The sequence below is a fragment of the Agrobacterium sp. SORGH_AS 787 genome (assembly GCF_030819035.1).
In the GTDB taxonomy this organism is placed as follows: Bacteria; Pseudomonadota; Alphaproteobacteria; order Rhizobiales; family Rhizobiaceae; genus Agrobacterium; species Agrobacterium larrymoorei_B.
On sequence record NZ_JAUTBG010000001.1, the window covers coordinates 534,007 to 556,543 of the forward strand.

Sequence of the window (22,537 nt, forward strand, 5' to 3'; positions counted from 1 at the left end):
GTCATTCCTGAAAAGTTGCGATGTGGGTCATATGAGCGGCGATCAATTCCCGTGAATAGGGGTCGGAAAGAGTTCCCTGCTTTAAATGGGCGACGTCCGCGACTTCGATGATGCGGCCGCCGCGCATGACCGCAAGCCGATCGCAGAGGAAGGACACAACGGGAAGATTATGCGTGACCATCAGATAGGTCAGCCCCTGTTCGCGGCGCAGGCGCTTGAGGAGATTGAGGATTTCCGCCTGCACGGAAACGTCGAGCGCCGAGGTCGGCTCGTCTAGGAGGAGGATACGCGGCTCCAGCACGAGGGCACGGGCGATTGCCACGCGCTGGCGCTGGCCACCGGAAAGCTGATGGGGAAAGCGAAAGCGGAAGCGACGGTCGAGGCCGACAGTCGCCATGGTCGCTTCGACCCGCTCGCCGGCATTGCCGAGGCCGTGGATCAGCAGAGGTTCCGAGAGGGTAGCGTCAACGGTCTTTCGCGGGTGCAACGAGCCGTAGGGGTCTTGAAAAACCATCTGACACGTTTTTGAAAACGCCCGATCGATGCCATGGCTGCGCAATTTCCCATCGACCGCAATTTCTCCCTTCCACTCCGGCGCCAGGCCGGCGATGGCTTTCAGCACCGTTGATTTTCCCGATCCACTTTCACCGACGAGGGCAAAGCTCTCGCTGGTGGCGATATCAAGCGTTACGCGGTGGGTAATCTGCGTGGCGCCATAGGAAATATCGACGTTCTTCAGCGATATGGCGGTCATGCAATGCTCCATGCGCGGCGGTCGAGAACGGGAAGCTCGTCACGGGTTTCATCGATACGCGGCATAGCGGCAAGCAACCCGCGCGTATAGGGGTGCCTAGCATTGTGCAGCTCCGAGGTTCTGCACGCCTCCACCACTTCGCCGCGATACATGACGAGAACGCGGTCGCAATAGCTGGAGACGAGGTTGAGATCATGACTGATGAGAATGAGGCCCATGCCTTTACCGGCGATCTGCTCGTTGATGATGTCGAGCACCTGGGCCTGTACCGATACATCGAGCGCCGAGGTCGGCTCGTCCGCGATCAGGAGATCCGGTTCGGGGATGAGCATCATGGCGATCATGACACGTTGGCCCATGCCGCCGGAAACCTCGTGGGGGTAGAGGCTGGCTACACGCTCTGGATCATTGATGCGCACCGATTCCAGCATGGCAAGCGTGCGAGTGCGGCTTTCTCCGCGCGGCAGCTTCCGGTGGGTAAGCAAAGCCTCGGCAATCTGCTCGCCGATGGTCATGACAGGGTTGAGCGAGAATTTTGGATCCTGCATGACCATGGAAATCCGCGCGCCGCGAATGGCACGCATCTGCCGTTCGCTACGTGTTGTCAGGTCTATGCCATCGAAGGTGAGCCTATCCGCCGTGACCATGCCAGGGGCGCGGATGAGTTTAAGGATCGAGCGGCCGGTCATAGATTTACCCGACCCGCTTTCGCCGACAATGCCGAGGCGCTCGCGGCCCAGCGTGAAGGAGATGCCGCGCACGACGTCCACCGCCCCTCTCGGCGTAGGGAATGTGACGCGGAGGTTCTTCACGTCGAGAAGCGTGCTCATCATTTCTCTCCTTGCTTTGGATCGAGAACGTCGCGAAGCCCGTCGCCCAGGAAGCAGAAGCCGAGGCTGACGAGAATGATCGCAAAGCCCGGCATGGTGGCGACCCACCACTGGTCGAGGATAAAGTTGCGCCCGCGCGAAATCATCGCCCCCCATTCAGGAAGAGGCGGTTGAGCGCCGAGGCCGATGAAGCCGAGACCGGCTGCGGTCAGGATAATGCCCGCCATGTCAAGCGTCAGACGGATGATCATCGAAGAGGTGCAGAGTGGCAGGACATGGCCACAGATCACCCGCGTGGCCGAAGCACCCTGGAGTCGGATTGCAGCGATGAACTCCGAATTGCGGAAGGTCAGCGTTTCGGCACGGGCGATGCGCGCATAGCTCGGCCAGGCGGCAATGGCGATGGCGATGATGGCGTTCTGGATACCTGGGCCCAGCGCCGCGACGAAGGCAAGCGCGAGAATGAGTTTCGGCATAGACAGGAAGACATCGGTTACGCCCATAAGTATCCGATCCGTCCAGCCGCCGAAATAACCGGCAACGGCACCGACAATCAATCCGACTGGTGCGGCAATGACCGCTACGAGAAGCACGATGGTAAGCGTGATCCGAGACCCGAAGACAACACGCGACCAGATATCGCGACCAAGCTCATCCGTGCCCATCCAGTGTTGTGCGCTGGGTGGGAGCAGCCGCTGCGAAAGGTTCTGGGCGATCGGATCGGCGGTTGCAATTAGCGGCGCAGCAAGTGCCGCGATGACGAGGAGCGCGACGATGATCGCGCCGAGCATGGCGAGCGGGCTCCTCGCAAGCGCCAGGAGGATGCGGTAGCCGCGCCCAAGTCGTGCCTGCATTCGTGATGCCGGGGAATCGTCGAGGAGCCATTCTGTTACATTTGCCATCGAAGCTCTCCTATCGGGCGCGCGGATCGAGGATGCGGTAGCTGAAGTCTGACAGCTTGTTGATGCCGACGAAAACCGCGCCGATAACCAGAGTCGAGCCGAGGACGGCATTCATGTCCGCGTTAAGAAGCGCCACGGTCAGATAATTGCCGATACCCGGCCACGAGAAAATCGTCTCGATCATCACAGAGCCTTCAAGAAGACCGGCATAGGAAAGGCCAATGACGGTGATGAGCGGCACCCGGATCGGCTTGAAGGCATGGCGCCAGAGCACGGTGCGCTCCGGCACGCCCTTGACGCGGGCGGTGGTGATAAACTCCTGGTTCAATTGATCGAGCATGAAGGAACGCGTCATACGGCCGATATAGGCAAGGCTGAAAAAGCCGAGCACCGTCGCAGGCAGGACGATATGGGAGAGCGCGTTTGTGAATACCTCCATATCGCCGGCGATCAGGCTGTCGACAAGCAACAGACCGGTAACGGTGGGTACCGTGCCGTCGAGATAGATATCAATGCGACCGGGACCGCTTACGAAGCCGTAATGCGCATAAAACAGTGCAAGTCCCGTCAGGCCGAGCCAGAAGGCCGGAACGGAGTACCCCAACAGGCCTACGACGCGGATAGCCTGGTCGATGAGCGAGCCCTGCCGGCTTGCCGCGAGAACGCCGAACGGGATGCCAAGTAATACGCCGATCATAATACCGAGCGTTGCCATTTCCAGCGTTGCCGGGAATACCCGCGCCAGATCGGTGACGACAGAATTGTTGGTCGACACCGATCGACCCAAGTCGCCAGAGAGAACCTTGCCAACATAGGAGATGAACTGCACCGGCAACGGCCGGTCCAGCCCCATCTCAACCTTTGCCTGCTCATAGACGGATTGCGGCGCGCGATCGCCGACGACCGCAAGTACCGGATCGATCGGAACAATGCGGCCGATGAAAAAAGTAATGGCGAGAAGTCCAAGGAAGGTGAAGGCGAGCGCAGCCCCAAAACCTGCCAGCCCGCGCAGGTGGAGCAAGATCTTACCCTGTCTTCGCAATTGGGGCGCCATCGGCTTTTCACTGGATTCGGTGATTGGCTGAAGGTTCGAGCTCACGCGCCGGGTTCCCCTTTGTCTCTTGCGTCGTTGACAATCTTCTTGTGAATTTTTCACTTGCGATAGTACATATTTTTTTGGTTATATCAAAAAAATTTTTGTGAGGTGCATACTCCATGACTGACCCGGTATCGAAATCCGAAACGGACGGCGCACCGAAAGTCGGCGTGCTGATTCGCGCCCGCCGCCGTCAGATGAAGATGACGTTGCAGCAGCTCGGCGATGCCTCCGGCATCTCGGTCGGTTATCTAAGCCAGGTGGAGCGCGATCATTCCACGCCTTCACTTGGAACGCTGGCGCAGATCAGTCGGGCGCTGGATGTCGGCATTGAATTCTTCATAGCCGCGCCAAGCGCTGAGGACGCGCTTACCCGTAACGGCGAGCGGCAGAAATTTTCCGTCGGCGGTTCCTCTATCATCTATGAACGTATCGGTGCTGAATTCCCAGGAAGCGTGCTCTCCTCCTTCATCCTGACGATCCCGCCTGGCTACCGGTCCGAAGTGGTGAGCCACGAGGGCGAAGAAATTCTCTTCATGCTTGAGGGTACGATTACCTTGAAGGTCGACACCACCGTCTCCACCATCTCGACCGGCGATAGCCTGCATTTCCGCGGCAACAGTCCACATGTCTGGTGGAACGACAGCGGAGCACCGGCCAAGATGCTGAGTACCGGAACACTCTCCATATTCCACTCGCGCAAAATCGTCCGCCTGCCGGATGTCGATAGCTCCAACGAAGTGCGGCCTCCTACACGCACCAAAACCTCCAGAAAGAAAGGGAACAGCACATGAATTTCTTCCGGGCAGCTTTACTCGCCACGGCTCTCTCCTTGCCTATGGCCTCGGGCAGCCTCGCCGCGACACCCGCAGATGTCCTCGTTATCGCGCAGAATATCGATGACATCGTCGCGATCGACCCGGCGCAGGCCTACGAATTTTCTTCCGGCGAATATGTGACGCAGGTCTATGACCGTCTCGTGCAGTATGATGCCGAAGATACGACAAAGCTCGTCGGCGGTCTCGCCTCGGACTGGATGGCGGATGACCAAGCAAAGACCATCACCTTCACACTGCGTGACGGCGTCAAGTTCCATTCCGGCAATCCGCTACGCCCGGAGGACGTGATCTATTCGTTCAAGCGCGTGGTCGCGCTCAACAAGGCGCCTGCCTTTATCTTGACCCAGCTCGGCTGGACACCTGATAATATAGAGAAGATGGTCACCGCGGATGGGGCGAATAAAGTCGTCGTGAAGTATGATGGTGACTTCTCGTCGGCTTTCGTGCTGAACGTTCTCGCTGCGCGTCCTGGCTCGGTCGTCGATGCGGAAACCATCAAGGCCCATGAGACTGGCGGCGACTTCGGCAATGCGTGGCTCAACGCCAATTCGGCCGGCACGGGACCGTTCAAGCTTAAAACCTACCGCGCCGGCGAGTTGATGGCGCTCGATGCAAATCCCGGCTATTTCCACGGTGCGCCGGCCATGCGCCAGGTCATTATCCGCCATGTGGCGGAAGCCGCGACTCAGCAGCTGATGCTGAAGTCGGGCGACGTGGACATAGCGAAAAACCTGACGCCTGACCAGGTTGGCAGCCTTGGCGACAATGTGAAGATCGGCACCTACCCTCAGGCGGCAGTGCATTTCCTGTCCTTCAACCAGAAGACAGAGTCGCTGACGCCGCCGGCGGTGTGGGAAGCGGCACGCTACCTTGTGGACTACAAGGGCATGACGGATTCCTTCCTGAAGGGACAGATGGAAACGCACCAGGCCTTTTGGCCAAAGGGCTTCCCCGGCTCACTCGATGACAATCCCTACAGCTTCGATCCCGCAAAGGCCAAGAAAATCCTCGCCGACGCAGGCGTTAAGACGCCGATCAGCGTGTCGCTCGATGTGATCAATTCAACCCCCTTCACAGACATGGCGCAGTCGTTGCAGGCATCGTTCGCACAAGCCGGAATCAACTTAGCGATCCTGCCCGGCACCGGCAGCCAGGTCATCACCAAGTACCGCGCCCGTACGCATCAGGCGATGCTGCTCTACTGGGGCCCGGATTTCATGGACCCGCATTCCAACGCGAAGGCCTTCGCCTATAACGAAGACAATGCGGATGACAAATACCAGTCCACCACCACTTGGCGGAATGCATGGGCGGTTCCGGATGAACTGAACAAAGAAACAAAGGTGGCGCTAGCTGAGTCTGATCCGGTCAAGCGCAACGGGATTTATGTCGACCTTCAGAAGAAGGTGCAGGCAAACTCGCCCATCATCGTGATGTTCCAGGCTCAAAAGCAGGTGGCGATGAGCCCCAAGGTCGAAGGTTACATCAACGGCGCAAATTCCGACTTCGTTTATTATCGTCTGGTCAAGAAGGCTAAGTGAGCATTCAGCGAACGTGAAGGCAACGGCGGCGTGATGCCGTCGTTGTCGCACCGCTCGCGCCACGGCGCACCGGATCGTAGCACCCAGAAGATTCCATTCAGCACGCGATGGTCATCGACGCGCGGCACCCCTCTTGGCTTGTTGGGTAAAAGTGGCTCAATCACGTGCCATTCAAAATCGGCCAGGTCATATCGGCTCATGCTGGCGCTGAATCAGCTTTTGATCTGTAATGGAAGCCGTCATCATTCAGGAAAGTGAAAGTGGAGGCCGCGTGCTGCAAAATCGAGAATGGCATAAAGTCGGTGGAGCCTCAGCAGACGCAATCGCCGCGCTCAAATCGCTTGCCCAGTCAATCTTCCTGAGAGTTATTACGCATTGCTGACTTTCAGTAATGGCGGGGAAGGACCGCTAGCGGTTCAGCCGCTTTGGTTCCAACTGTATCCCGCCGAGGAAGCTGCTCAGATTGAACGGGACGGGACTTTCCGAGAATTCTTCCGGGGTTTGTTCGTGATCGGCGGCAACGGTGGCGGCGAAGCCATGGCATTCGACTTGCGGGAAAATGCGCCTTATCCCCTCGTTGCCTTCGACATGACCAACGTCGACCTGGAAGAAAGCCTCAGACCGATAGCGCCATCCTTTGATGTAGCACCGGATTTGACCGGTCGAGACAATCAGTAATCCGGTACCCCGTTTATGGGTTCACCGCCTCTTCAATTGCCGGAAGAGGTGGTGTGCAAACGTCGGAGATTCATCCACCAGCGGATCGTCAATGCGCGTCTGAACTCGCACGGCTTGCTCGTCCGAGATTCCTGTCCAACGTCGAGCCCCACGGAGCCAGCAACTACTTCCTAAGGGTTTCATTTTCCTTGCCTTATCCAACTTGTCGGCATCAGTGCAGCGAGCAGCCAAAGGCAGCCGCAGATCAAAACGAAGCCTCCGACCATCGTCGCTTCTATCTTGGTTATTGCCAGCACAGTGCTCGCGGCGTCAAAGGCTAGTAGGTGACCAGCCGCGAGAAGTCCAACCGACAGCAGGTGCTAGCACTTTTGCAACTCTTGATTCGGATCGAAATCGACGACGGTCAAGTTCAAAGCTATGCGAGCAATCGACCAAGGTAAGAGTTGATGATCGAAGGTTTCATTCAGCCGATGCTTTCGACTTTCTCGTTCTTGTGGCGCCAGCGTCGTTATGTCGAGATGGCCAACGGCATCTATGATCTGTTGATCGATATGCAGGTTAGGTGCGTTGACGGCATCGCTGCGCACGAAGACGCCGGCGGCATCGCCGAGGATGATCTCGCGGGGATGCACCACCTGCAACTTAGTAAGACGACGAGACTCAAGAACCGCGGATGCCGCCGACCGCGTAGCCGAGATTGGAGTTATGCGGGCGATGTATGGCAGGATATACCGTCATCAGGTGCGACCCAGCGTTCTTTGGCGACAACGATGCGAAAGCCATTGCCCCGCCAGAAACCATCCGGCTCCAGACTGCCACGATAGGTGCAACAGGCTTTCAGTCTTCCGCTGGAAAAACACCCTCCTCTTAGCACCCGTCGGATGGATGGAGCCGCGTCAAGATCTTCCCGACCATCATCATCTCGATAAGGATATTGGAAGCTTGGCGTCGCCATCCCATCGCCCCACAATGTGGTGCACCACTCCCAAACCTGACCCGCCATATCGTAACAGCCGTATGGCGAGCGGCCTTTTGGGAAGAGCCCGACGGTGCAGCTATCGTTAAAACCGGCTTCTTCGGAGTTGGCAACGTCCTCTGCCCAGCCATCACCCCAGGGATAGACGATTGCCCCGTCTTGGTCCGGCTGGTCACCTCGCGCGGCACGTTCCCACTCAGGTTCGGTTGGAAGGCGAGCGATCTCATCCTTCCCGATACGCCCATCAGATCGCCATTTTTCAGTCAGCCACTCGCAATAGGCCCGTGCATCGCGCCAAGTCAAATCCGTCGCCGGCGCAGATTGCCGTTCCTCGACAAAGCGATCGGCGCTTCGCCATAAGCGCCCGGTCTCCATTACGAAGGACGCATAGGCACGGTTCGTTACAGGATACATGCCAATCTTAAATGCTTGGACCTCGATACCATGCGGTGGCGCGGAGTTGAGATGCGTCGACGAACCGAAGGTGAATGTTCCGCCCGGCACGTCGGCCAAGGCTTCCAGATCGCGGGGATCACCCCAGCGCGACACGATCCGGCCTGCCATCTCCCGCTCGGCCGCACTGAGGAGGCCCCGTTCAATAATATCGAGAAGATGCGGCATGATCTTCTCCTGCAACAGGCTTGGCTCACTGAGCAATCCGGCCGCCAGAAGCACGCCGCGGAGATCGCCGCTGTCGATCAAGGCCTCGATAAGACCGCCAGTCGTCGATTTTGCGTTAAGACGTTCCGCAAGGCTCCGAATTACCGGCGTCCATAGATCAGGATTCTTGGTGAACTGCGAAGCGGCGATCTCGGGCGGTTTTTTGGCGAGATGTCGTGCGGCAAGCAATTGGCTGGCGCGAACAACCGGGAAAAGGTTGCCATCCTCTGATTGTCCAGCCAGGGCGTCATAAGCTAGACCGCACAGGAAATCCGCGGTCTCTGCATCTTCTGCGAGCTTTTCGACCCAGCGATCAACGATGCCTTCCGCAGTCTCCTCTTGCCCTGCACCCTTCAGTGCCATGACGAACTGGGCAGGGTTGGAGGCCCCTTTTGAAAGCACGCTTGCGTTATCAGCCGGAGCACGTCCAGTGAAGCGGATCACGGCCCGACGCCGTTGAGCCTTCAACAAAGGCAGAAATTCGTGACAGGCGAACGCAGGTGGGAGCGAGAGGCGTTTTGCGGCCTGTGTTTCGATCAGCGCGAGGATACGCATCTTTGGGTGGCGCGATTGAAAAGCGACCGCCGCTTCCAGAAGGACCGATGCCTCCTGCCCTGCCGTTTCGACACCATCGAGAATGAGAAGCAACGTCTCATCGGCTCCATGCAAGGCGCTCAAATCCGGCGTAAGGCGAGCGAGCAGAGCGTTAAAACTCAAGCCTTTCGTAACCGTGAGGAAAACCGGGAAGACTTTTTCTGAACCCCATTCTTCCGTGTGAACCACGCCGTGATCGTTCCGCACAACGTCATTGTGCGGGATGTCGCCTTGGCCAAGGGAGAAGGCAAGATGCTTGGCGAACGTGCTCTTGCCGCTTCCCGTCTCGCCGATCAGCGCAAGGGTCGCGTTATCCCGCACAAGTTCCAGCGCCGAGAAATAGACAGCGGGCTCAGGCTCCGCCTGGTCTTTCAGTTTGCGCAGGCCCTTCGCGGCCTTGTCCTCAAAACTGAAATTGACGAGTAACGGAATATAGCCTTCCTCCAGCGTCGCGACCGCGCCGTTCGGCAGCGATAAGAGCGGCTCCTCCCCGAAGGCTTTCGCCATCAACAGCAGTCTTTTGCGCGAAGCTGCGTTATCGCCTTTTGTCTCGGTCATCATCAGAACAGCTTTGCAACGTCCGGGTTATGAAAGCGCTGGATTTCGATGGCGTATCCAGCGGGGTCTTCAAAGAAGAAATGTTCGCAAAAGCGGCCGCGCAGCAGATCTGATTGGCCTTTGACGCCAGCCTGCTTCAACCGTTCGTGCCAACCTTCCACATTCTGGGAGACGATCGTCAGCAAGACGGCGCTCTTTTCCTGATGCTTCAGGTGGCCGCGATTTCCGTCCACGATGCCGAAATAGCACTTGCCCGCGATACGATAGATCCGCGCCATTCCCTGATCGAGCACCAGTTCGAAGCCCATAATCTCTTCATAGAACGGCACTACGGACATGATGTCATCGTAATAGAAGAAGGTGATCGCGTAGTCTTTTTCCACGTACTGCGTCCTTTAGAAAATCTTGAGTGTGCCTTTGTGATCGATTGACAGGCCGGGCAGATCCTTTCGCGCGGCGAACACATCGATGGGATGGACGAGATAGAGCCAAGGCGGATTTTGGTGGAGGCGCCTAAGGCAGAGGGCATAAGCCTCTTCCCGGTCAGCATTCTCCACTGCCGCGTTCGCGGTAGCAATTAGCGCCTCCGTCTCGTCGTCATCATAACCCTGCCACCAGACGGCTCTGGTAGCGCTGGAAATCTTGTCGTTCAGAATGCGGTAGGTGCTATGTGGCGAGGAGTCAAAAATCGCCATATCGCCCATGTCCTTGCGTCCGATTTGGCGGGCGTATTCTGGCCTGTCCAGCTCTGTCCTGACGCTCACCGTCAAGCCAACCGCCTCAAGCGAGTCAGCGACAAACTGGCTGATTTCCGGAGATTTTTCGGGCATGAAGGTCGGCGTGCGAAGCTCGATTTCGGTACTCGTATCCACCCCCTTCAACAGACGTCTGGCTTTTTCCGGGTCGAACGGAATGGGCGAAAGGTTGGCTCTAGCGGAACCAATGTGAAAGGGACTGACGATTGTGGACGATGGAACCGCCAAGCCATGGAAGATGTCGTCTGCAATGGCTTGCTTATCCACCGCATGATTGACGGCAAGCCTTGCTGCGGGCGATTGGAAAATGCCTTTGCTGCAATTCAAATAGTACATTACCGACAGGGTATTAACGGCTCTGCCCCACTGATAACTCTCAGAAAAATCGAGACGGCCTTCCACGCGCTCCAGATTGGATGCCGCGTCTACAAGGCCTGAGCGCAATTGCTGGTAGCGGATAGCCGCCTGTTTTTCTGCTACTGCCGTAATTCGTTCGGGTCCGACTGCGCCCTTTTCCCTCTGAAGAATGACGCTACACTGCTGCTCATAGTCCAGAACACGGTAGCGCCCCGTGCCGAGAATCGGGCGGCCTGCAGCATCGAAGCGACAGATGTAGAACTCCGAAAAGATGTCGAGGATATCGGCAATGGGCTTCGGATTGGCGACACGCACGATGGTATCGCCGTCTGCAGATATCCGCGCATCTTGCAGGTAGCGGGCATAGGACCATTTCATTCCGAACGTATCGACCGCATCGAGAATGCCATCAATGAACGAAATAATATCATCGGCCACACATCGCTTACCGTCATGGAAGACAGCGCCTTCCCGAATGTGAAAAGCCCAGTTGCAACCGTCTTCCGTGTGCGTCCACCGCGAAAACAGCCCTGGTCGCACCGGACCGCTTTCCCATCGCAGCAAAGGCTCGAATACGAGGTTCTTAAGCGTCAGCACGCTGGTATCGTCCGTCACCCGTGTCGGCGGCAGGAAGTCGATTTTTTCGAGGCTTATGGTCAACATTGCTGGTATTACTCGAGCTCGCTACGCCGACGCGGATTGAACCAGTCTGCAAGACTGTCCCCGATCAGATTGAAGGACAGAACCGCAAGAAGGATTGCCATGCCGGGTGCCAAAGCGACCCAGGCAGCGCTTCGCACATATTGAAGATTGGCGGAAACGTCGGCGCCCCACTCCGCCATCGGTGGCTGCGCGCCAAGACCAAGAAAGCCAAGGCTCGCCGTCTGCAAAATCGCGCTGCCCAGTGCTAGGGTGGACTGCACCAAAAGTGGGCCGAGGCCGTTGACGAAAATGTAGCGTAACAGGATGCGGTGGGCTGGCAAGCCGAGCGAGACTGCGGCTTCGACATAGGGCTTCACGGAGATGCTGAGAGCCTGGCTTCGTGCCACGCGAGCGAACTGCGGGGCAAGCGTTATCGCCACAGCGAGCATGGCGTTTTGCAGACTTGGCCCAAAGGCCGCAGCGAGCGCGATGGCCAACACCAAGGCTGGAAATGCCAGAATGGCGTCAACGATGCGCATGATGATGCTATCGATCCAGCCTCCGGCAAAGCCCGCCAGCATGCCAAAGAAAACGCCGATTGCGAAAGCGATGACGACGACGCCAACCCCGATGGTCAGCGTTGCGCGCCCGCCATACATGATACGCGTCAGCACGTCGCGACCGAACGCATCGGTTCCAAGCCAATGGGCGAATGTTGGGCCCTCAAGCTTGTGTAGAATATCGAGCTTCGTCGGCGTGTAAGGCGTGATCCATGGTCCGATGGCGATGGCAAGGATCAACATCGCGAGTATCAGGAGACCGACGACTGCCAGCGTGTTGCTTTTTAGAAATAGTACAACGTCGCGCATGGCTCTACTTCATCTTCTTCCGCACGCGCGGATCCAAAACGCCGTAGAAAAGATCCACCACGATGGAGGTCAGCACGAAAAGCAGCGCGAACACGAGCGTGGTGCCTTGAATGACAGGATAATCTCGGTTCTTGATCGCCTCGAACATGTATCGTCCGATACCGGGCCAGGCAAAGATCGTTTCTGTCAGGATGGCGCCGCCAAGCATTTCGGCGAATTTCAGGCCTATGATGGTAACGGCAGGTAACAGCGAGTTGCGTAGGCCATGCTTGAGAACGACATCGCTGCGCCGCAAGCCCTTCGCTTTTGCGGTGCGGATGAAATCTTCACCCATCACATCCAGCATTGTGTTGCGCACGAAGCGGCCAAGCGTGGCGGCGAGGAACGCCGCGAGAACGGCGGTCGGAAGAATGAGGTGTTGGACCGCGCTCCACGCTGCATCAAGGTGACCGGTAATGACCCCGTCCAGAATGGCAAACCCGGTTACGCGTTCGGCCGTAATAAAGGAACTCATCCGGCCCGATACAGGGAGCCACCCCAAATAGGTGCCGAAGACCAATTGTAGGATAAGCGCCAGCAAAAAGGCCGGCATCGAAACACCGACGAGCGATGCAACACGGGTGACATGATCGAAAATCGAGTTGGGTTGTGTAGCAGACAGAACGCCAAGCGGCATACCGACGACGATGGCCACAACGACCGAAAGAACTGAAAGCTCGATAGTTGCGGGCAGACGGGAAAGTATTTCATGCGCAACCGGCTGGCCAGTTTTTAGCGAGAGCCCAAAATCGCCCTGAAAGAGCCCTAGGACATAATGGACGAATTGAAGCATGACGGGCTGATCGAGATCGAGCTGGGCGCGAAGCGCTGAAATCTGCTCCTGCGTCGCGCCAGGCCCGAGGAGAGTGACTGCCGGATCGCCGGGTATCACGCGAACGAGCGAAAAAACGATGACCAGCACGATGCACATCACAGGTATTAACGCGATCAATCTGCGTATGATGAAACTCGCCATATTCTGCTTCACTCAATATTGGAACAAGTCATCTGCGCTCGACGTCATTCGGCCATGATGATGCGGCGGACACCCAAAGCGCCCGCCACCCATCTCTGGTTATTTTTTGTAGACCGACCAGTATTCGTTGAGAGGCGGGGCGCTGTTGATGACGAGCCCTTCGACATTGGCACGCGCAAACACGATCAGCTTGGGGCTGAAAAGATAGGCTGCCGGCACGCGCTTGGCGATTTCCTCCTGCACTTGGAAGTAAAGGGCTTTACGGCCTTCCATATCCGGCGTCTGCTGCGCCTTGAGGATCAGGTCATCCAGCGCCTTATCCTGCGGCATGCGGAACGTCATGGCCGTATCCGCAAGCGATGACAGGTAGCCGATGGTGATATGTGCGTCAGGATCGTTGTACCAAGGCTGACGTCCATCCAAAGCCACTTCGAACTGACCGGAGGTTTGCAACGCGCGAAGAGCCGGGAACTCGGTCTGCTCGATTGTTGCGTTGATGCCGATATCCGCAAGGTTTGCCTGGACGAAGGTTGCAACCGCCCCCCAGAGTGGGCCTTGAAAACTGTAGAGCTTGAGAGAGATCGACGATGGATCGACCTTTGCCTCGGCAAGCAGCTTCTTGGCCAGGTCCGGATCGTAAGTCGGTGCCAACTCCTTCATTTTTGGATTAAAGGCCCAGCTGTTGGACGTGAGCGGTCCATAAACGCGCTCCGCCGTTCCGCCGAAAACGCCCTGCAGTAGCCCGTCGTAGTCAATGGCGTGGGTAATCGCTTCCCGAACCTTCACATTGGCGAAAGGCCCGTCCGTTTTCTTGTTGTTGAACTCAAGCTGACGGATGATCTGGCTCGGGCTTTCGATGACCTTCACGTCCTTATTGGACTTCAAGGCTTCGATATCTTCGGCTGCGATTGCCGATAGCTGCCCCTGCTGCTGGACGACGTCAACACCGCCGCTCTCCAGCTCCAACCGGCGCGTGGAAGCATCCGGAATGACGCGGTAGATGATCTTCGAAAGCTTAGGCGCACCGCGGAAATAATCAGGATTGGCCTCAAGCACGACATTGGTATCTGCTTGGGCGGCCTTGAAGACGAAGGGGCCAGTGCCGACAGGGTTAGACGCGAACTTATCACCAAATTTTTCAACCGCCGTCGGGCTGACAATCGCAGACTGTGGCTGCGCCAGAATAGAGAGGAACGCCGGATATGGCGCTGATAGCGTGATCTTGACTTCCGTCGGCGAGACAACGGCGATGTCCTTGATCAGATCGAATGTCGCTTTAACGTAGGGGTTGGAAGCCTTGGTGCGCTCCAGCGAGAATTTGACGGAAGCGGCATCGAAGGGTGTTCCATCCTGAAACTTCACGCCTTCGCGAAGCTTGAAGCTGAATTCCTTGCCATCAGGCGATACTGTCCAATTGGTGGCGAGCCGCCCCTCAATTTTGGTGAAATCCGGCGCCGTCCACGCGACCAGAGTGTCGAAGACATTGAGGATGATTTCACTGCCGATCGGCTCGGCCTTATTGGTGCCGGGCTCCAGACTGACCGGATCGGAAGGTACCGCCACCACCAGCGTCTTCAGTTGTTCCTGCGCATTCGCAACAGCTGCACCTGCCAAAATCGGCAAAGCCACAGCAGCGGCTGTAAATCCTTTCCAGATATTCATCTGCCTGCCCTTTCCAAGCATGGGGCACCAGCCCCGTTCCCACCTTGAACACGTTCAATCGCGCTTCATAATCGTAATATACTACGAGATATATCAGCGCGAATGTGGCTTGTAAAGTAATCCGCCTGGCGTTTAAACAGAGGGAAAATTCGCCTGTTTTATAAGCAAAACAAGGAATATCCTGCTCTTCTTTTATCCGTTTTGTGGACGTAACCGCTCACCGAAGCAGCCTGTCACACTGGAGTTGCGCCAACCACCACAGGCCGTGACGGATCCGAGATCCATGCTGACCAAGATCCAGGATACATAGAGGCACGAACGCCTATTGCCGCTAGCGCAAGCACTGTATGGGCAGCAGACATTCCAGCCCCGCAATAAACGCCCACCTCTTTCGAGCCATCTACGCCGAGCGCTCGGTACATTTCTTTGAGTGTCGCGTTATCTGTGAAATTGCCGTAATCGGTAACGTTATCGGGCGCTGGCGCACTGACCGCATAGGGAATATGACCTCTGGGTGGCTGCCCTTCCGACGCCGACCCACCGATGTAGTTCGGACGGATTCGGGCATCGAGCAGGACACCATCCCTCGCAAGCCTGAGAGAGCCATCGGCATCAAGCTCAGGCATATGTCCGGAGGAGAGTTCGATATCGCTGGGAGTGCGCGTAGCTTCAGCCTCAGTGATGGAAAGCCCAGCCGCCTGCCAGGCACGGAAGCCGCCATCCAGCACCCGCACATCTGGTAATCCTGCCCATTTTAGGACCCACCAAGCCCGCGCGGCCGTCATACTGCGATCGCCGTCATAGACGACGATCGTGCTTTCTTTTCGCAATCCCCAGCGCCGCGCTTTTTGCACTAATGCCTCGATATCAGGCAAGGGTCGCTGGCCGCCCTCGGCCGTCGCCGGAGACTGGAAGTCGGTGTAGGCTTGCGTATCGATCGCGCCTTCGATGCGAGATCCTTTGAAAGACGACTCGCCGGTGTAGGGATTGATGGAATGAACCGCCAAAATAGTAACGTCCTGACCCGTGTCTCGCAGAGCCTGCAGCTCCAGAGGTGTCAGAAGAACGGATTTGCGGATGTCGTCTGCCATGTCACCTTAGCTCCTTGAGGCGCGCTACATGCCTGTATCCTCGGCCACCAGAACAAGCTTGGCAAGCGCAAATATCTTACGTAGTATATCACAAGATCGGTGCGCTTGAACCGATAATCTATTATCAGTTCGGAGTAGCCGACGTGTCCATTCTCGCCGTTGAACATCTGACGACAGCTTTTCGGAAGAATGGCACTTGGACGCCCGTCGTCAATGATGTGAGCTTCACCGTCGATGCTGGCGAAACGGTTGCGATTGTCGGCGAATCGGGCTCGGGCAAAAGCGTCACGGCAATGTCGATCATGCGACTACTGCCTGAGAAGAACTCACGCGTAAGCGGCAGCGTCAAACTCGATGGCCGTGAACTTTTAACGCTTCCCGAAAAACACATGCAAGATATTCGCGGCAATCAGATCGCCATGATTTTTCAGGAGCCTATGACTTCACTCAATCCCGTGATGACCGTGGGGAGACAGATTGCCGAAGCGATGCGGCGGCACCGCCACATTGGGCTGAGCGAGGCCAGAGCGGAAACAATAAAGCTCCTCGACCGTGTTCGCATTCCCTCGTCGACGAAGCGGTTCGATGAGTATCCACATGAACTTTCGGGCGGCACGCTACAACGCATCATGATTGCCATGGCGCTTTCCTGCCGCCCCAAGCTGCTCATCGCTGACGAGCCGACGACGGCGCTGGACGTGACCGTTCAGGCAGAAATTCTGGAGCTGATCAAGGTGCTGCAGGATGAAGAGAACATGGGCGTGCTTTTCATCACGCACGACATGGGCGTCGTCGCCGAGATTGCGGACCGCACGTTGGTCATGTTCCGCTCCAGAGCATTGGAGGCTGGCCCCACCGAAGACATTTTCGACCACCCTGTCCATGGCTACACCCGCGCATTGCTTTCCGCCGTGCCAAGACTTGGCTCGATGGCGGATCACGCATTGCCCGCCACCTTTCCGCTGGTCGATGTCGAAACCGGCCAGATCATCCCGGAAAAGTTGACGTCACCACCCCTCGAAAGGCCTGTTTTAGAGGTCCGCAATCTGGTGACGCGCTTTGCCATCAGATCTGGGATTCTCGGTCGCATCACCTCCCGCATTCACGCGGTGGAAGACGTATCGTTTGACTTGAAAGCGGGCGAGACACTGGCTCTGGTCGGTGAATCCGGCTGTGGAAAATCCACGACGGGTCGCTCGGTTCTGCGCCTTGTGGAGCCCGTCAGCGGCACGATCAAGGTGGATGGTGAAGATGTGAGAGCAATGCCGAGAAAGCATCTGACCGGCGCGCGCCGAAAAATGCAGATGATTTTTCAGGACCCGTTTTCGAGCCTCAATCCGCGTATGCGCATTGGTGACGCCATTGCCGAGCCGATGATTGCCCACGGCATCTGCCGTAAGCGGGAAGCGCATGACAGAGCGATAGACCTTTTGGAAAAGGTTGGCTTGAAGCCGGACATGGCGGACCGTTTCCCGCACGAATTTTCAGGTGGCCAGCGCCAACGCATCAGCATTGCTCGCGCGCTCACCCTCAATCCTAGCCTCATTGTTGCAGATGAGGCGGTCTCGGCACTCGATGTCTCCATAAAAGCGCAAGTCGTGAACCTGATGCTGGAGCTTCAGGAGCGGCTCAATATCGGTTATCTCTTCATTTCACACGACATGGCCGTTGTGGAGCGCGTCAGCCACAGGGTCGCAGTCATGTATCTCGGAGAAATCGTGGAGATCGGCACTCGCGCGCAGATTTTCGGCAATCCACAACATGATTATACCAAACGGTTGCTGGACGCCGTACCGGTTGCGGATCCGCACAGACGCCAGCAACGCAAACTGCGGACTGGCATGGAGATCGGCAGCGCGGTTCGCCCGGTCGATTATGTACCGGCAAAGGTCTTATATCGCGAGGCAGCACCGGGACATCTGGTCAAGCAAAACTGACGCGTCCGCATGGAAATTGCGTTCGATTGTCCTACGGCATGATGCGGAGCTTTAAGGGGCTTGAAGCGTATCGTGATCTCCGAAATCGAATCTTAGGCGTTTAGTGCCTGCTTTGCAGCATGTCGTTATCGCGGACCCGCTTCACACTTCTGTGCGAGATGCTTTATAGCGACAGCCTGACCTGCGAATTGGATATCAGCGCATCGAGCAAGCCTTTGCGTGTGTTTTCATTGTGGTCCAACATGGCTTGCTTGGCGTTTTCGCCTTCCCGCTTGCGCAAGAAGCCCACGATGCGCAGGTGGTCCGCTTCCGTTTCAGGATTAAGGTCGCGCACCCGCGTACCCATATAGAAGAACCGTGCGCATTCTTCGAGATGGCTGATGACGAGCGAAGCTAAGCGCGGATTGCGCGACCCCTTCGCAATTGCAGCGTGGAACAACTCGTTGGACGTCACGAAGGTTTTGGTGCTGACATCTTCACCGACAACGTAATTCGCCTGCGCCAGTTGATCGAGCGCGCTCAATTCCTCATCCGTCAGATTTTGCGCGGCAAGAGCTGTGGCCATTCCTTCCAACACGCCGCGGATGGCAAAGAGATCGTTCACGTCCTTCAATGTTACCGGTGTGACGCGATAACCGCGTCTCGGGAACGCCTCCATCAAGCCTTCGACACACAGACGTCCCAGCGCTTCCCGCACGGGCGTCTTGCTCATCTGGAGCTGCTCTGCAAGCTCCGGCTCCGAGACCTCTACGCCTGGAGCAAGTTCACCGATGATGATGCGTTCGCGCAGCGTGACATAAGCCTGCTCGGTCAGCGATTTCGCCCGCTTTTCCTGAGGGACAGACTTTTCAGAAATATTCAAAAATGCCTCCATGCGCAAAGCGCGCTTTTTGTCTTTGTCAGCTATGTAAAGGCCGCAAGTCAAAGGATTTCAAATCCCGACCCGCTTTTCCACACCGAGAGAAACTCGCTTTGACAGCATGAGATGTGTAATATACTACGTGGTATATTTTAAATCTGCAACACCATCACGGTGTGCCATGTCGCAGGTGTAGGTGTGCCAGAAATCCTCATCATCAATCCGAACAGCTCAAAAACAGTCACGCAATCTATGGAAGCCTGCTTGGAGCCGGTTCGGTTCAATTCCTCTCACGACATTCAGTGCATCGAGCTGGCAAAATCTCCGGTGGGTATCGAGACTGACGATCATGTCGCGCAAGTGATACCAAACATCATTGAAGTCGTGTCAACATCGCAGGCTGACGCCTTCGTTCTGGCCTGCTTTTCCGATCCCGGCATAGCCGAGGTCCGCAAGCATGTGGACCGCCCGGTCTATGGCATCGCGGAATCCGCGTATCTAGCTGCCCATGCGCTGGGCAACAGCTTCGGGATCATCTCGCTTGGACAATCCTCCATCGACCGCCACCTTCGTTACCTGAAGGCTCTCAAGCTGGATCAACGGCTGGCGGGCGATCGCTCGATCGACAGAGCGGTCAGCCAGCTTGTCGCTGCAAACGTCGTCGACATCGTCTCGCAAACCGCGCGTCTGCTGCGGGACGAGGACGGTGCTGATGTCGTCATTCTCGGCTGCGCCGGTCTCGGCAGTTACAGGGATGCTCTTCAGCAGAACCTTGGTATCCCGGTCATTGACCCGGTTCAGGCAGGGGCGGCCCTCGCCCTCACTCACCTTGATTTGGCATATGGAAGGACAAGACGATGAGCTTCGACCTGATCGTCCGCGGCACCGCAGTTCTGCCTGAAGGCCCCCTCGAAAACGCTTGGATCGGCATCGACGATGGCAAAATCAAAGCCATTGGGACCGGCGACGCCCCACCATCTGCCGAACTTTACGACGCGGGCGATAACCTTATCATTCCCGGCGTTGTAGACGGCCAGACCCATGCCTGCTCCTATGGTGGGCTTCCAGGCATTCGCTCCACGACGCGTTCCGCAATTGCGGGCGGCATCACCACCATTGTGGATATGCCCTATGACAACCCGGCTCCCCTTAACACTGTCGAGCGGTTGAACGACAAGGTCGCGGCAATACGCGAACACGCGCATGCCCATGTCGCACTTTACGGTACGATCGTTCCCGACCAAACAACCGACGACATCAAGCCCCTGATCGAGGCGGGCGTGGTCGCGTTCAAGATTTCGACATTCGAAAGTAGTCCAACACGCTTTCCGCGTATCGCCGCACAGCAGATCCTTGCGACATTTCAGGCACTGTCGGACACCGTCATTCCCCTTGGCGTGCATAACGAGGACCAAGAAATCGTTCGCGCCCATATCGCTGCGGCGAAAGCTGCCGGTCGCGATGGCATCGAAGCCCACTCAGAGAGCCGTCCGCCTGCGGCGGAACTGGCGGCAACGGCGCAGTTTCTTGAGCTGGGAGCCGCTGCCGGCGCCCATGCGCACATCGTTCACCTGACCACGGCGCGTGGCTTCCAACTCGTCGATAATTATCTGGCCGATGGCTACGCTGCCACCGGCGAACTATGCGTGCACTATCTCTGGTTCGATCCCGATAAGGACGGTTCGGAGCTTGGCGCCAAGATGAAGGTCAACCCGCCCATCCGTCCGGGCCAGATAGATGCACTGTGGGACGAAATCGTCGCTGGCCGTGTCGCCTTCGTCAGCTCGGATCACTCCAGCTGGCCAATCGACAATAAGTTCACGCCGTCCATCTTCGAAGCAGGCGCCGGCGTTCCCGGCCTCGAAACGCTTCTCCCTGCCTTCTATACGGCTGCCGAGAAGCGCGGACTGGACGCGCCGCAAATGACGGTCGAACAGCTTTGCGAACGACCCGCACGTTTCTTCGGCCTGTGGCCAGAGAAGGGCTCAATCCGCGTCGGCGGCGATGCAGATCTCGCAATCCTGTCACGCGAGCGAAATGTCTGGAATTCATCCAACGCTCATGACGAGCTGAACTGGAGCCCGTTCGACGGCCGCGAATTTTCGGCCAAGGTCGTCCGTACCTATCTTTCCGGCCAACTGGCCTGGGATGGTAGGGACGTCCTCAATCAACCTGGCTCGGGCCAATATGTCCGCCGCGGCCAATCCAATTGGTTTGAATAGGATCATCGAAAATGTCCCTTATCAATTCTTCGACCAAAGGCGTCTTCGTCATTGCCGTCACGCCATTCAACGAGGACGGTTCGCTGGATCATGCCAGCGTCGATCGGATGGTGGATTTCTATTATGAAAAAGGCGCGGACGGTCTGACGATCCTCGGCATGATGGGCGAGGCGCCGAAGCTCACGCAGGCGGAGTCGATTGAGGTCGCGCGACAGACGATAAATCGGTCCGCAGACAGACCGGTCGTTGTCGGCGTGTCGGCCCCCGGTCTCGCCGCCATCGGCGAGTTGACCAAAGCGGTCATGGATCTGGGTGCTGCGGGTGTCATGGTTGCGCCTCCGCCTTCGCTTAAAACGGATGAGCAGATCATCGGTTATTATCGCAATGTCGTGGAAACGGTCGGCACCGATGTTCCGGTTGTACTGCAGGATTTCCCGCTTTCGACCGGAGTACAAATCGCATCGAAAACTCTCGGGGTTATTCTTGAGGCGCACCCGAGCATCGTGATGGTGAAGCACGAGGACTGGCCTGGACTTCAAAAGATAACCGATCTTCGCGAGGCCGAGGCCCGCGGACGCCGACGCACCTCAATTCTCTGCGGCAATGCCGGTGTATTTCTCACCGAAGAAATGCAGCGGGGCGCAGACGGCGCAATGACTGGCTTCCCCTACCCTGAAATGATGGTCGGCGTCTGCCGCCTGAGCCACGAGGGCCGGTTCGACGACGCCCAGGATTTGTTCGACGCCTACCTTCCGCTAATGCGCTACGAGCAGCAGCCGGGCCTTGGCCTTGCTGTGCGCAAATACATTCTGATGAAACGTGGAGCCATAGCAAGCGCCGCGCAGCGTCGCCCTGGTGCTGCACTGAGCAGGACAGCGACAGCTGAAGTTGAAAGGTTGATCGAGCGGCAGACGAAGAAACTGGAGTTGTTGAACTAATGGACCTTGGAATTTCGGGCAAATCGGCACTCGTTCTCGGCGCAAGCCGCGGTCTGGGCGCCGCGATCGCCGCCAGCCTCGCTGCCGAAGGCGTGAAGGTCTATGCTGCCGCACGAAGCGCTGACAAAATTGAGAATTCGGAAAACGTGGTGCCCCTCACGGTAGATCTCTCGGACAAGGCGTCCGTTGCTGCCTTGATCGAGACGCTCAGAGCAGCCGGCGGTGTCGACATTCTGGTCAATAATAGCGGCGGCCCAAAAGCCGGTCCCGCAATTGGCCAGGACGCCGACCACTGGATGTCTGCTTTCGAGATGATGGCCACCTCCATTTTCACCATTACCGACGCAATGCTCGACGGCATGATCGAACGCAAATGGGGTCGCATCATCACCATTGGTTCATCCGGCGTCGAGCAGCCTATTCCCAACCTTGCGCTCTCCAACGGCGTGCGCGCAGCGGTGGCAGGCTGGTCGAAGACACTTGCCGCAGAAGTCGCTCACCACGGGGTCACGGTCAACATGATCCTACCGGGACGTATCGACACAGACCGCGTTCGCGAACTCGATGGCATCAAGGCGAAAAACACGGGTGCGGACATCGAAGCGGTACAGGATGCTTCAAAGAAAGATATTCCTGTCGGTCGTTACGGCAAGCCGGAAGAGTTTGCGTCAGTCGCAACTTTCCTTGCCAGCACGAAAGCAAGCTATGTTACAGGCTCCTCCATCCGCGTCGATGGCGGGATGATCAAAGGACTTTGATTTC

General features: G+C 57.2%; 20 protein-coding genes and 2 pseudogenes. 8 read left to right on the forward strand and 14 right to left on the reverse strand.

Going from position 1 to position 22,537, the window contains the following annotated elements; translation table 11 throughout:
• Position 1 precedes the first annotated feature (1 nt).
• Genes QE435_RS02270 through QE435_RS02285 form a run of 4 tightly spaced genes read right to left on the reverse strand, consistent with a single transcriptional unit; the run spans position 2 to position 3,540 of the window.
• Positions 2–754: an ABC transporter ATP-binding protein gene (locus QE435_RS02270; RefSeq protein ID WP_309769328.1), complete on the reverse strand. Its 753-nt coding sequence runs from the start codon at positions 752–754 to the stop codon at positions 2–4.
• Entirely contained in the window at positions 751–1,587 is an 837-nt protein-coding gene (locus QE435_RS02275; RefSeq protein ID WP_349040091.1) for an ABC transporter ATP-binding protein, read from the reverse strand. The genes QE435_RS02270 and QE435_RS02275 overlap by 4 nt, the downstream gene beginning before the upstream one ends.
• Complete coding sequence (locus QE435_RS02280; protein WP_349040092.1) at positions 1,584–2,486, reverse strand: ABC transporter permease; 903 nt, start codon at positions 2,484–2,486, stop codon at positions 1,584–1,586. The genes QE435_RS02275 and QE435_RS02280 overlap by 4 nt, the downstream gene beginning before the upstream one ends.
• Positions 2,487–2,496: 10 nt before the next feature.
• Positions 2,497–3,540 (reverse strand): ABC transporter permease, encoded by a 1,044-nt coding sequence (locus QE435_RS02285; RefSeq protein ID WP_349041113.1) that lies wholly within the window; start codon positions 3,538–3,540, stop codon positions 2,497–2,499.
• A gap of 161 nt (positions 3,541–3,701) precedes the next feature.
• On the opposite strand from QE435_RS02285, the gene QE435_RS02290 reads away from it, so the two are divergent.
• Both QE435_RS02290 and QE435_RS02295 read left to right on the forward strand, forming a co-directional pair.
• A complete protein-coding gene (locus tag QE435_RS02290) occupies positions 3,702–4,376 on the forward strand; it encodes an XRE family transcriptional regulator (RefSeq protein ID WP_349040093.1) in 675 nt (224 codons plus the stop codon).
• Positions 4,373–5,962, forward strand: coding sequence for an ABC transporter substrate-binding protein (locus QE435_RS02295; protein WP_349040094.1), 1,590 nt, complete (start codon positions 4,373–4,375; stop codon positions 5,960–5,962). Before QE435_RS02290 ends, QE435_RS02295 begins: the two co-directional genes overlap by 4 nt.
• Before the next feature lie 53 nt (positions 5,963–6,015).
• On the opposite strand, the pseudogene QE435_RS02300 reads toward QE435_RS02295, so the two are convergent.
• A pseudogene (locus QE435_RS02300) lies at positions 6,016–6,162 on the reverse strand (transposase); the annotation flags it as partial.
• Between the two features lie 136 nt (positions 6,163–6,298).
• Here QE435_RS02300 and QE435_RS02305 point away from each other — a divergent pair.
• On the forward strand, positions 6,299–6,640 hold the full coding sequence (locus QE435_RS02305; protein ID WP_349041114.1) for an SMI1/KNR4 family protein: 342 nt from the start codon (positions 6,299–6,301) through the stop codon (positions 6,638–6,640).
• A 359-nt stretch (positions 6,641–6,999) separates the two neighbouring features.
• Here QE435_RS02305 and QE435_RS02310 read toward each other — a convergent pair.
• From QE435_RS02310 to QE435_RS02345, 8 genes and pseudogenes are all read right to left on the reverse strand, one after another.
• Positions 7,000–7,320 (reverse strand): annotated as a pseudogene (locus QE435_RS02310) (hypothetical protein); the annotation flags it as partial.
• A gap of 23 nt (positions 7,321–7,343) precedes the next feature.
• Complete coding sequence (locus QE435_RS02315; RefSeq protein ID WP_349040095.1) at positions 7,344–9,428, reverse strand: SUMF1/EgtB/PvdO family nonheme iron enzyme; 2,085 nt, start codon at positions 9,426–9,428, stop codon at positions 7,344–7,346.
• A 2-nt stretch (positions 9,429–9,430) separates the two neighbouring features.
• Entirely contained in the window at positions 9,431–9,811 is a 381-nt protein-coding gene (locus QE435_RS02320; RefSeq protein WP_349040096.1) for a VOC family protein, read from the reverse strand.
• 12 nt (positions 9,812–9,823) lie between these two features.
• Entirely contained in the window at positions 9,824–11,203 is a 1,380-nt protein-coding gene (locus QE435_RS02325) for an ABC transporter substrate-binding protein (RefSeq protein WP_349040097.1), read from the reverse strand.
• 8 nt (positions 11,204–11,211) lie between these two features.
• The gene (locus QE435_RS02330) at positions 11,212–12,051 is read right to left on the reverse strand and encodes an ABC transporter permease (RefSeq protein ID WP_309769337.1); all 840 of its coding nucleotides are present in this window, start codon (positions 12,049–12,051) and stop codon (positions 11,212–11,214) included.
• 4 nt (positions 12,052–12,055) lie between these two features.
• The gene (locus QE435_RS02335) at positions 12,056–13,066 is read right to left on the reverse strand and encodes an ABC transporter permease (protein WP_349040098.1); all 1,011 of its coding nucleotides are present in this window, start codon (positions 13,064–13,066) and stop codon (positions 12,056–12,058) included.
• 99 nt (positions 13,067–13,165) lie between these two features.
• Positions 13,166–14,728: an ABC transporter substrate-binding protein gene (locus QE435_RS02340; protein WP_349040099.1), complete on the reverse strand. Its 1,563-nt coding sequence runs from the start codon at positions 14,726–14,728 to the stop codon at positions 13,166–13,168.
• 233 nt (positions 14,729–14,961) lie between these two features.
• Positions 14,962–15,819, reverse strand: coding sequence for a sulfurtransferase (locus QE435_RS02345; RefSeq protein ID WP_349040100.1), 858 nt, complete (start codon positions 15,817–15,819; stop codon positions 14,962–14,964).
• Between the two features lie 143 nt (positions 15,820–15,962).
• Here QE435_RS02345 and QE435_RS02350 point away from each other — a divergent pair, with 143 nt between their 5' ends.
• On the forward strand, positions 15,963–17,756 hold the full coding sequence (locus QE435_RS02350) for an ABC transporter ATP-binding protein (protein WP_349040101.1): 1,794 nt from the start codon (positions 15,963–15,965) through the stop codon (positions 17,754–17,756).
• Positions 17,757–17,919: 163 nt separating this feature from the next.
• On the opposite strand, the gene QE435_RS02355 is transcribed toward QE435_RS02350, so the two are convergent.
• Complete coding sequence (locus QE435_RS02355) at positions 17,920–18,618, reverse strand: GntR family transcriptional regulator (RefSeq protein ID WP_349040102.1); 699 nt, start codon at positions 18,616–18,618, stop codon at positions 17,920–17,922.
• Between the two features lie 195 nt (positions 18,619–18,813).
• Between QE435_RS02355 and QE435_RS02360 the strand changes: the two genes are divergently transcribed.
• Genes QE435_RS02360 through QE435_RS02375 form a run of 4 tightly spaced genes read left to right on the forward strand, consistent with a single transcriptional unit; the run spans position 18,814 to position 22,533 of the window.
• Positions 18,814–19,476 carry an aspartate/glutamate racemase family protein gene (locus tag QE435_RS02360; RefSeq protein WP_349040103.1) on the forward strand — a complete coding sequence of 221 codons (663 nt, stop codon included), beginning with the start codon at positions 18,814–18,816 and terminating at the stop codon, positions 19,474–19,476.
• Positions 19,473–20,837 (forward strand): amidohydrolase family protein, encoded by a 1,365-nt coding sequence (locus QE435_RS02365; RefSeq protein WP_349040104.1) that lies wholly within the window; start codon positions 19,473–19,475, stop codon positions 20,835–20,837. The genes QE435_RS02360 and QE435_RS02365 overlap by 4 nt, the downstream gene beginning before the upstream one ends.
• Before the next feature lie 11 nt (positions 20,838–20,848).
• The gene (locus QE435_RS02370) at positions 20,849–21,775 is read left to right on the forward strand and encodes a dihydrodipicolinate synthase family protein (protein ID WP_349040105.1); all 927 of its coding nucleotides are present in this window, start codon (positions 20,849–20,851) and stop codon (positions 21,773–21,775) included.
• Positions 21,775–22,533 carry an SDR family oxidoreductase gene (locus QE435_RS02375; RefSeq protein ID WP_349040106.1) on the forward strand — a complete coding sequence of 253 codons (759 nt, stop codon included), beginning with the start codon at positions 21,775–21,777 and terminating at the stop codon, positions 22,531–22,533. The genes QE435_RS02370 and QE435_RS02375 overlap by 1 nt, the downstream gene beginning before the upstream one ends.
• Positions 22,534–22,537 lie beyond the last annotated feature (4 nt).

Bases quoted from the DNA above. Each gene is read 5' to 3' on its own strand.
- QE435_RS02270 (WP_309769328.1), bottom strand. From the start codon at position 754: ATGACCGCCATATCGCTGAAGAACGTCGATATTTCCTATGGCGCCACG.
- QE435_RS02275 (WP_349040091.1), bottom strand. From the start codon at position 1,587: ATGATGAGCACGCTTCTCGACGTGAAGAACCTCCGCGTCACATTCCCT.
- QE435_RS02280 (WP_349040092.1), bottom strand. From the start codon at position 2,486: ATGGCAAATGTAACAGAATGGCTCCTCGACGATTCCCCGGCATCACGA.
- QE435_RS02285 (WP_349041113.1), bottom strand. From the start codon at position 3,540: ATGGCGCCCCAATTGCGAAGACAGGGTAAGATCTTGCTCCACCTGCGC.
- QE435_RS02290 (WP_349040093.1), top strand. From the start codon at position 3,702: ATGACTGACCCGGTATCGAAATCCGAAACGGACGGCGCACCGAAAGTC.
- QE435_RS02295 (WP_349040094.1), top strand. From the start codon at position 4,373: ATGAATTTCTTCCGGGCAGCTTTACTCGCCACGGCTCTCTCCTTGCCT.
- QE435_RS02315 (WP_349040095.1), bottom strand. From the start codon at position 9,428: ATGACCGAGACAAAAGGCGATAACGCAGCTTCGCGCAAAAGACTGCTG.
- QE435_RS02325 (WP_349040097.1), bottom strand. From the start codon at position 11,203: ATGTTGACCATAAGCCTCGAAAAAATCGACTTCCTGCCGCCGACACGG.
- QE435_RS02330 (WP_309769337.1), bottom strand. From the start codon at position 12,051: ATGCGCGACGTTGTACTATTTCTAAAAAGCAACACGCTGGCAGTCGTC.
- QE435_RS02335 (WP_349040098.1), bottom strand. From the start codon at position 13,066: ATGGCGAGTTTCATCATACGCAGATTGATCGCGTTAATACCTGTGATG.
- QE435_RS02340 (WP_349040099.1), bottom strand. From the start codon at position 14,728: ATGAATATCTGGAAAGGATTTACAGCCGCTGCTGTGGCTTTGCCGATT.
- QE435_RS02345 (WP_349040100.1), bottom strand. From the start codon at position 15,819: ATGGCAGACGACATCCGCAAATCCGTTCTTCTGACACCTCTGGAGCTG.
- QE435_RS02365 (WP_349040104.1), top strand. From the start codon at position 19,473: ATGAGCTTCGACCTGATCGTCCGCGGCACCGCAGTTCTGCCTGAAGGC.
- QE435_RS02370 (WP_349040105.1), top strand. From the start codon at position 20,849: ATGTCCCTTATCAATTCTTCGACCAAAGGCGTCTTCGTCATTGCCGTC.
- QE435_RS02375 (WP_349040106.1), top strand. From the start codon at position 21,775: ATGGACCTTGGAATTTCGGGCAAATCGGCACTCGTTCTCGGCGCAAGC.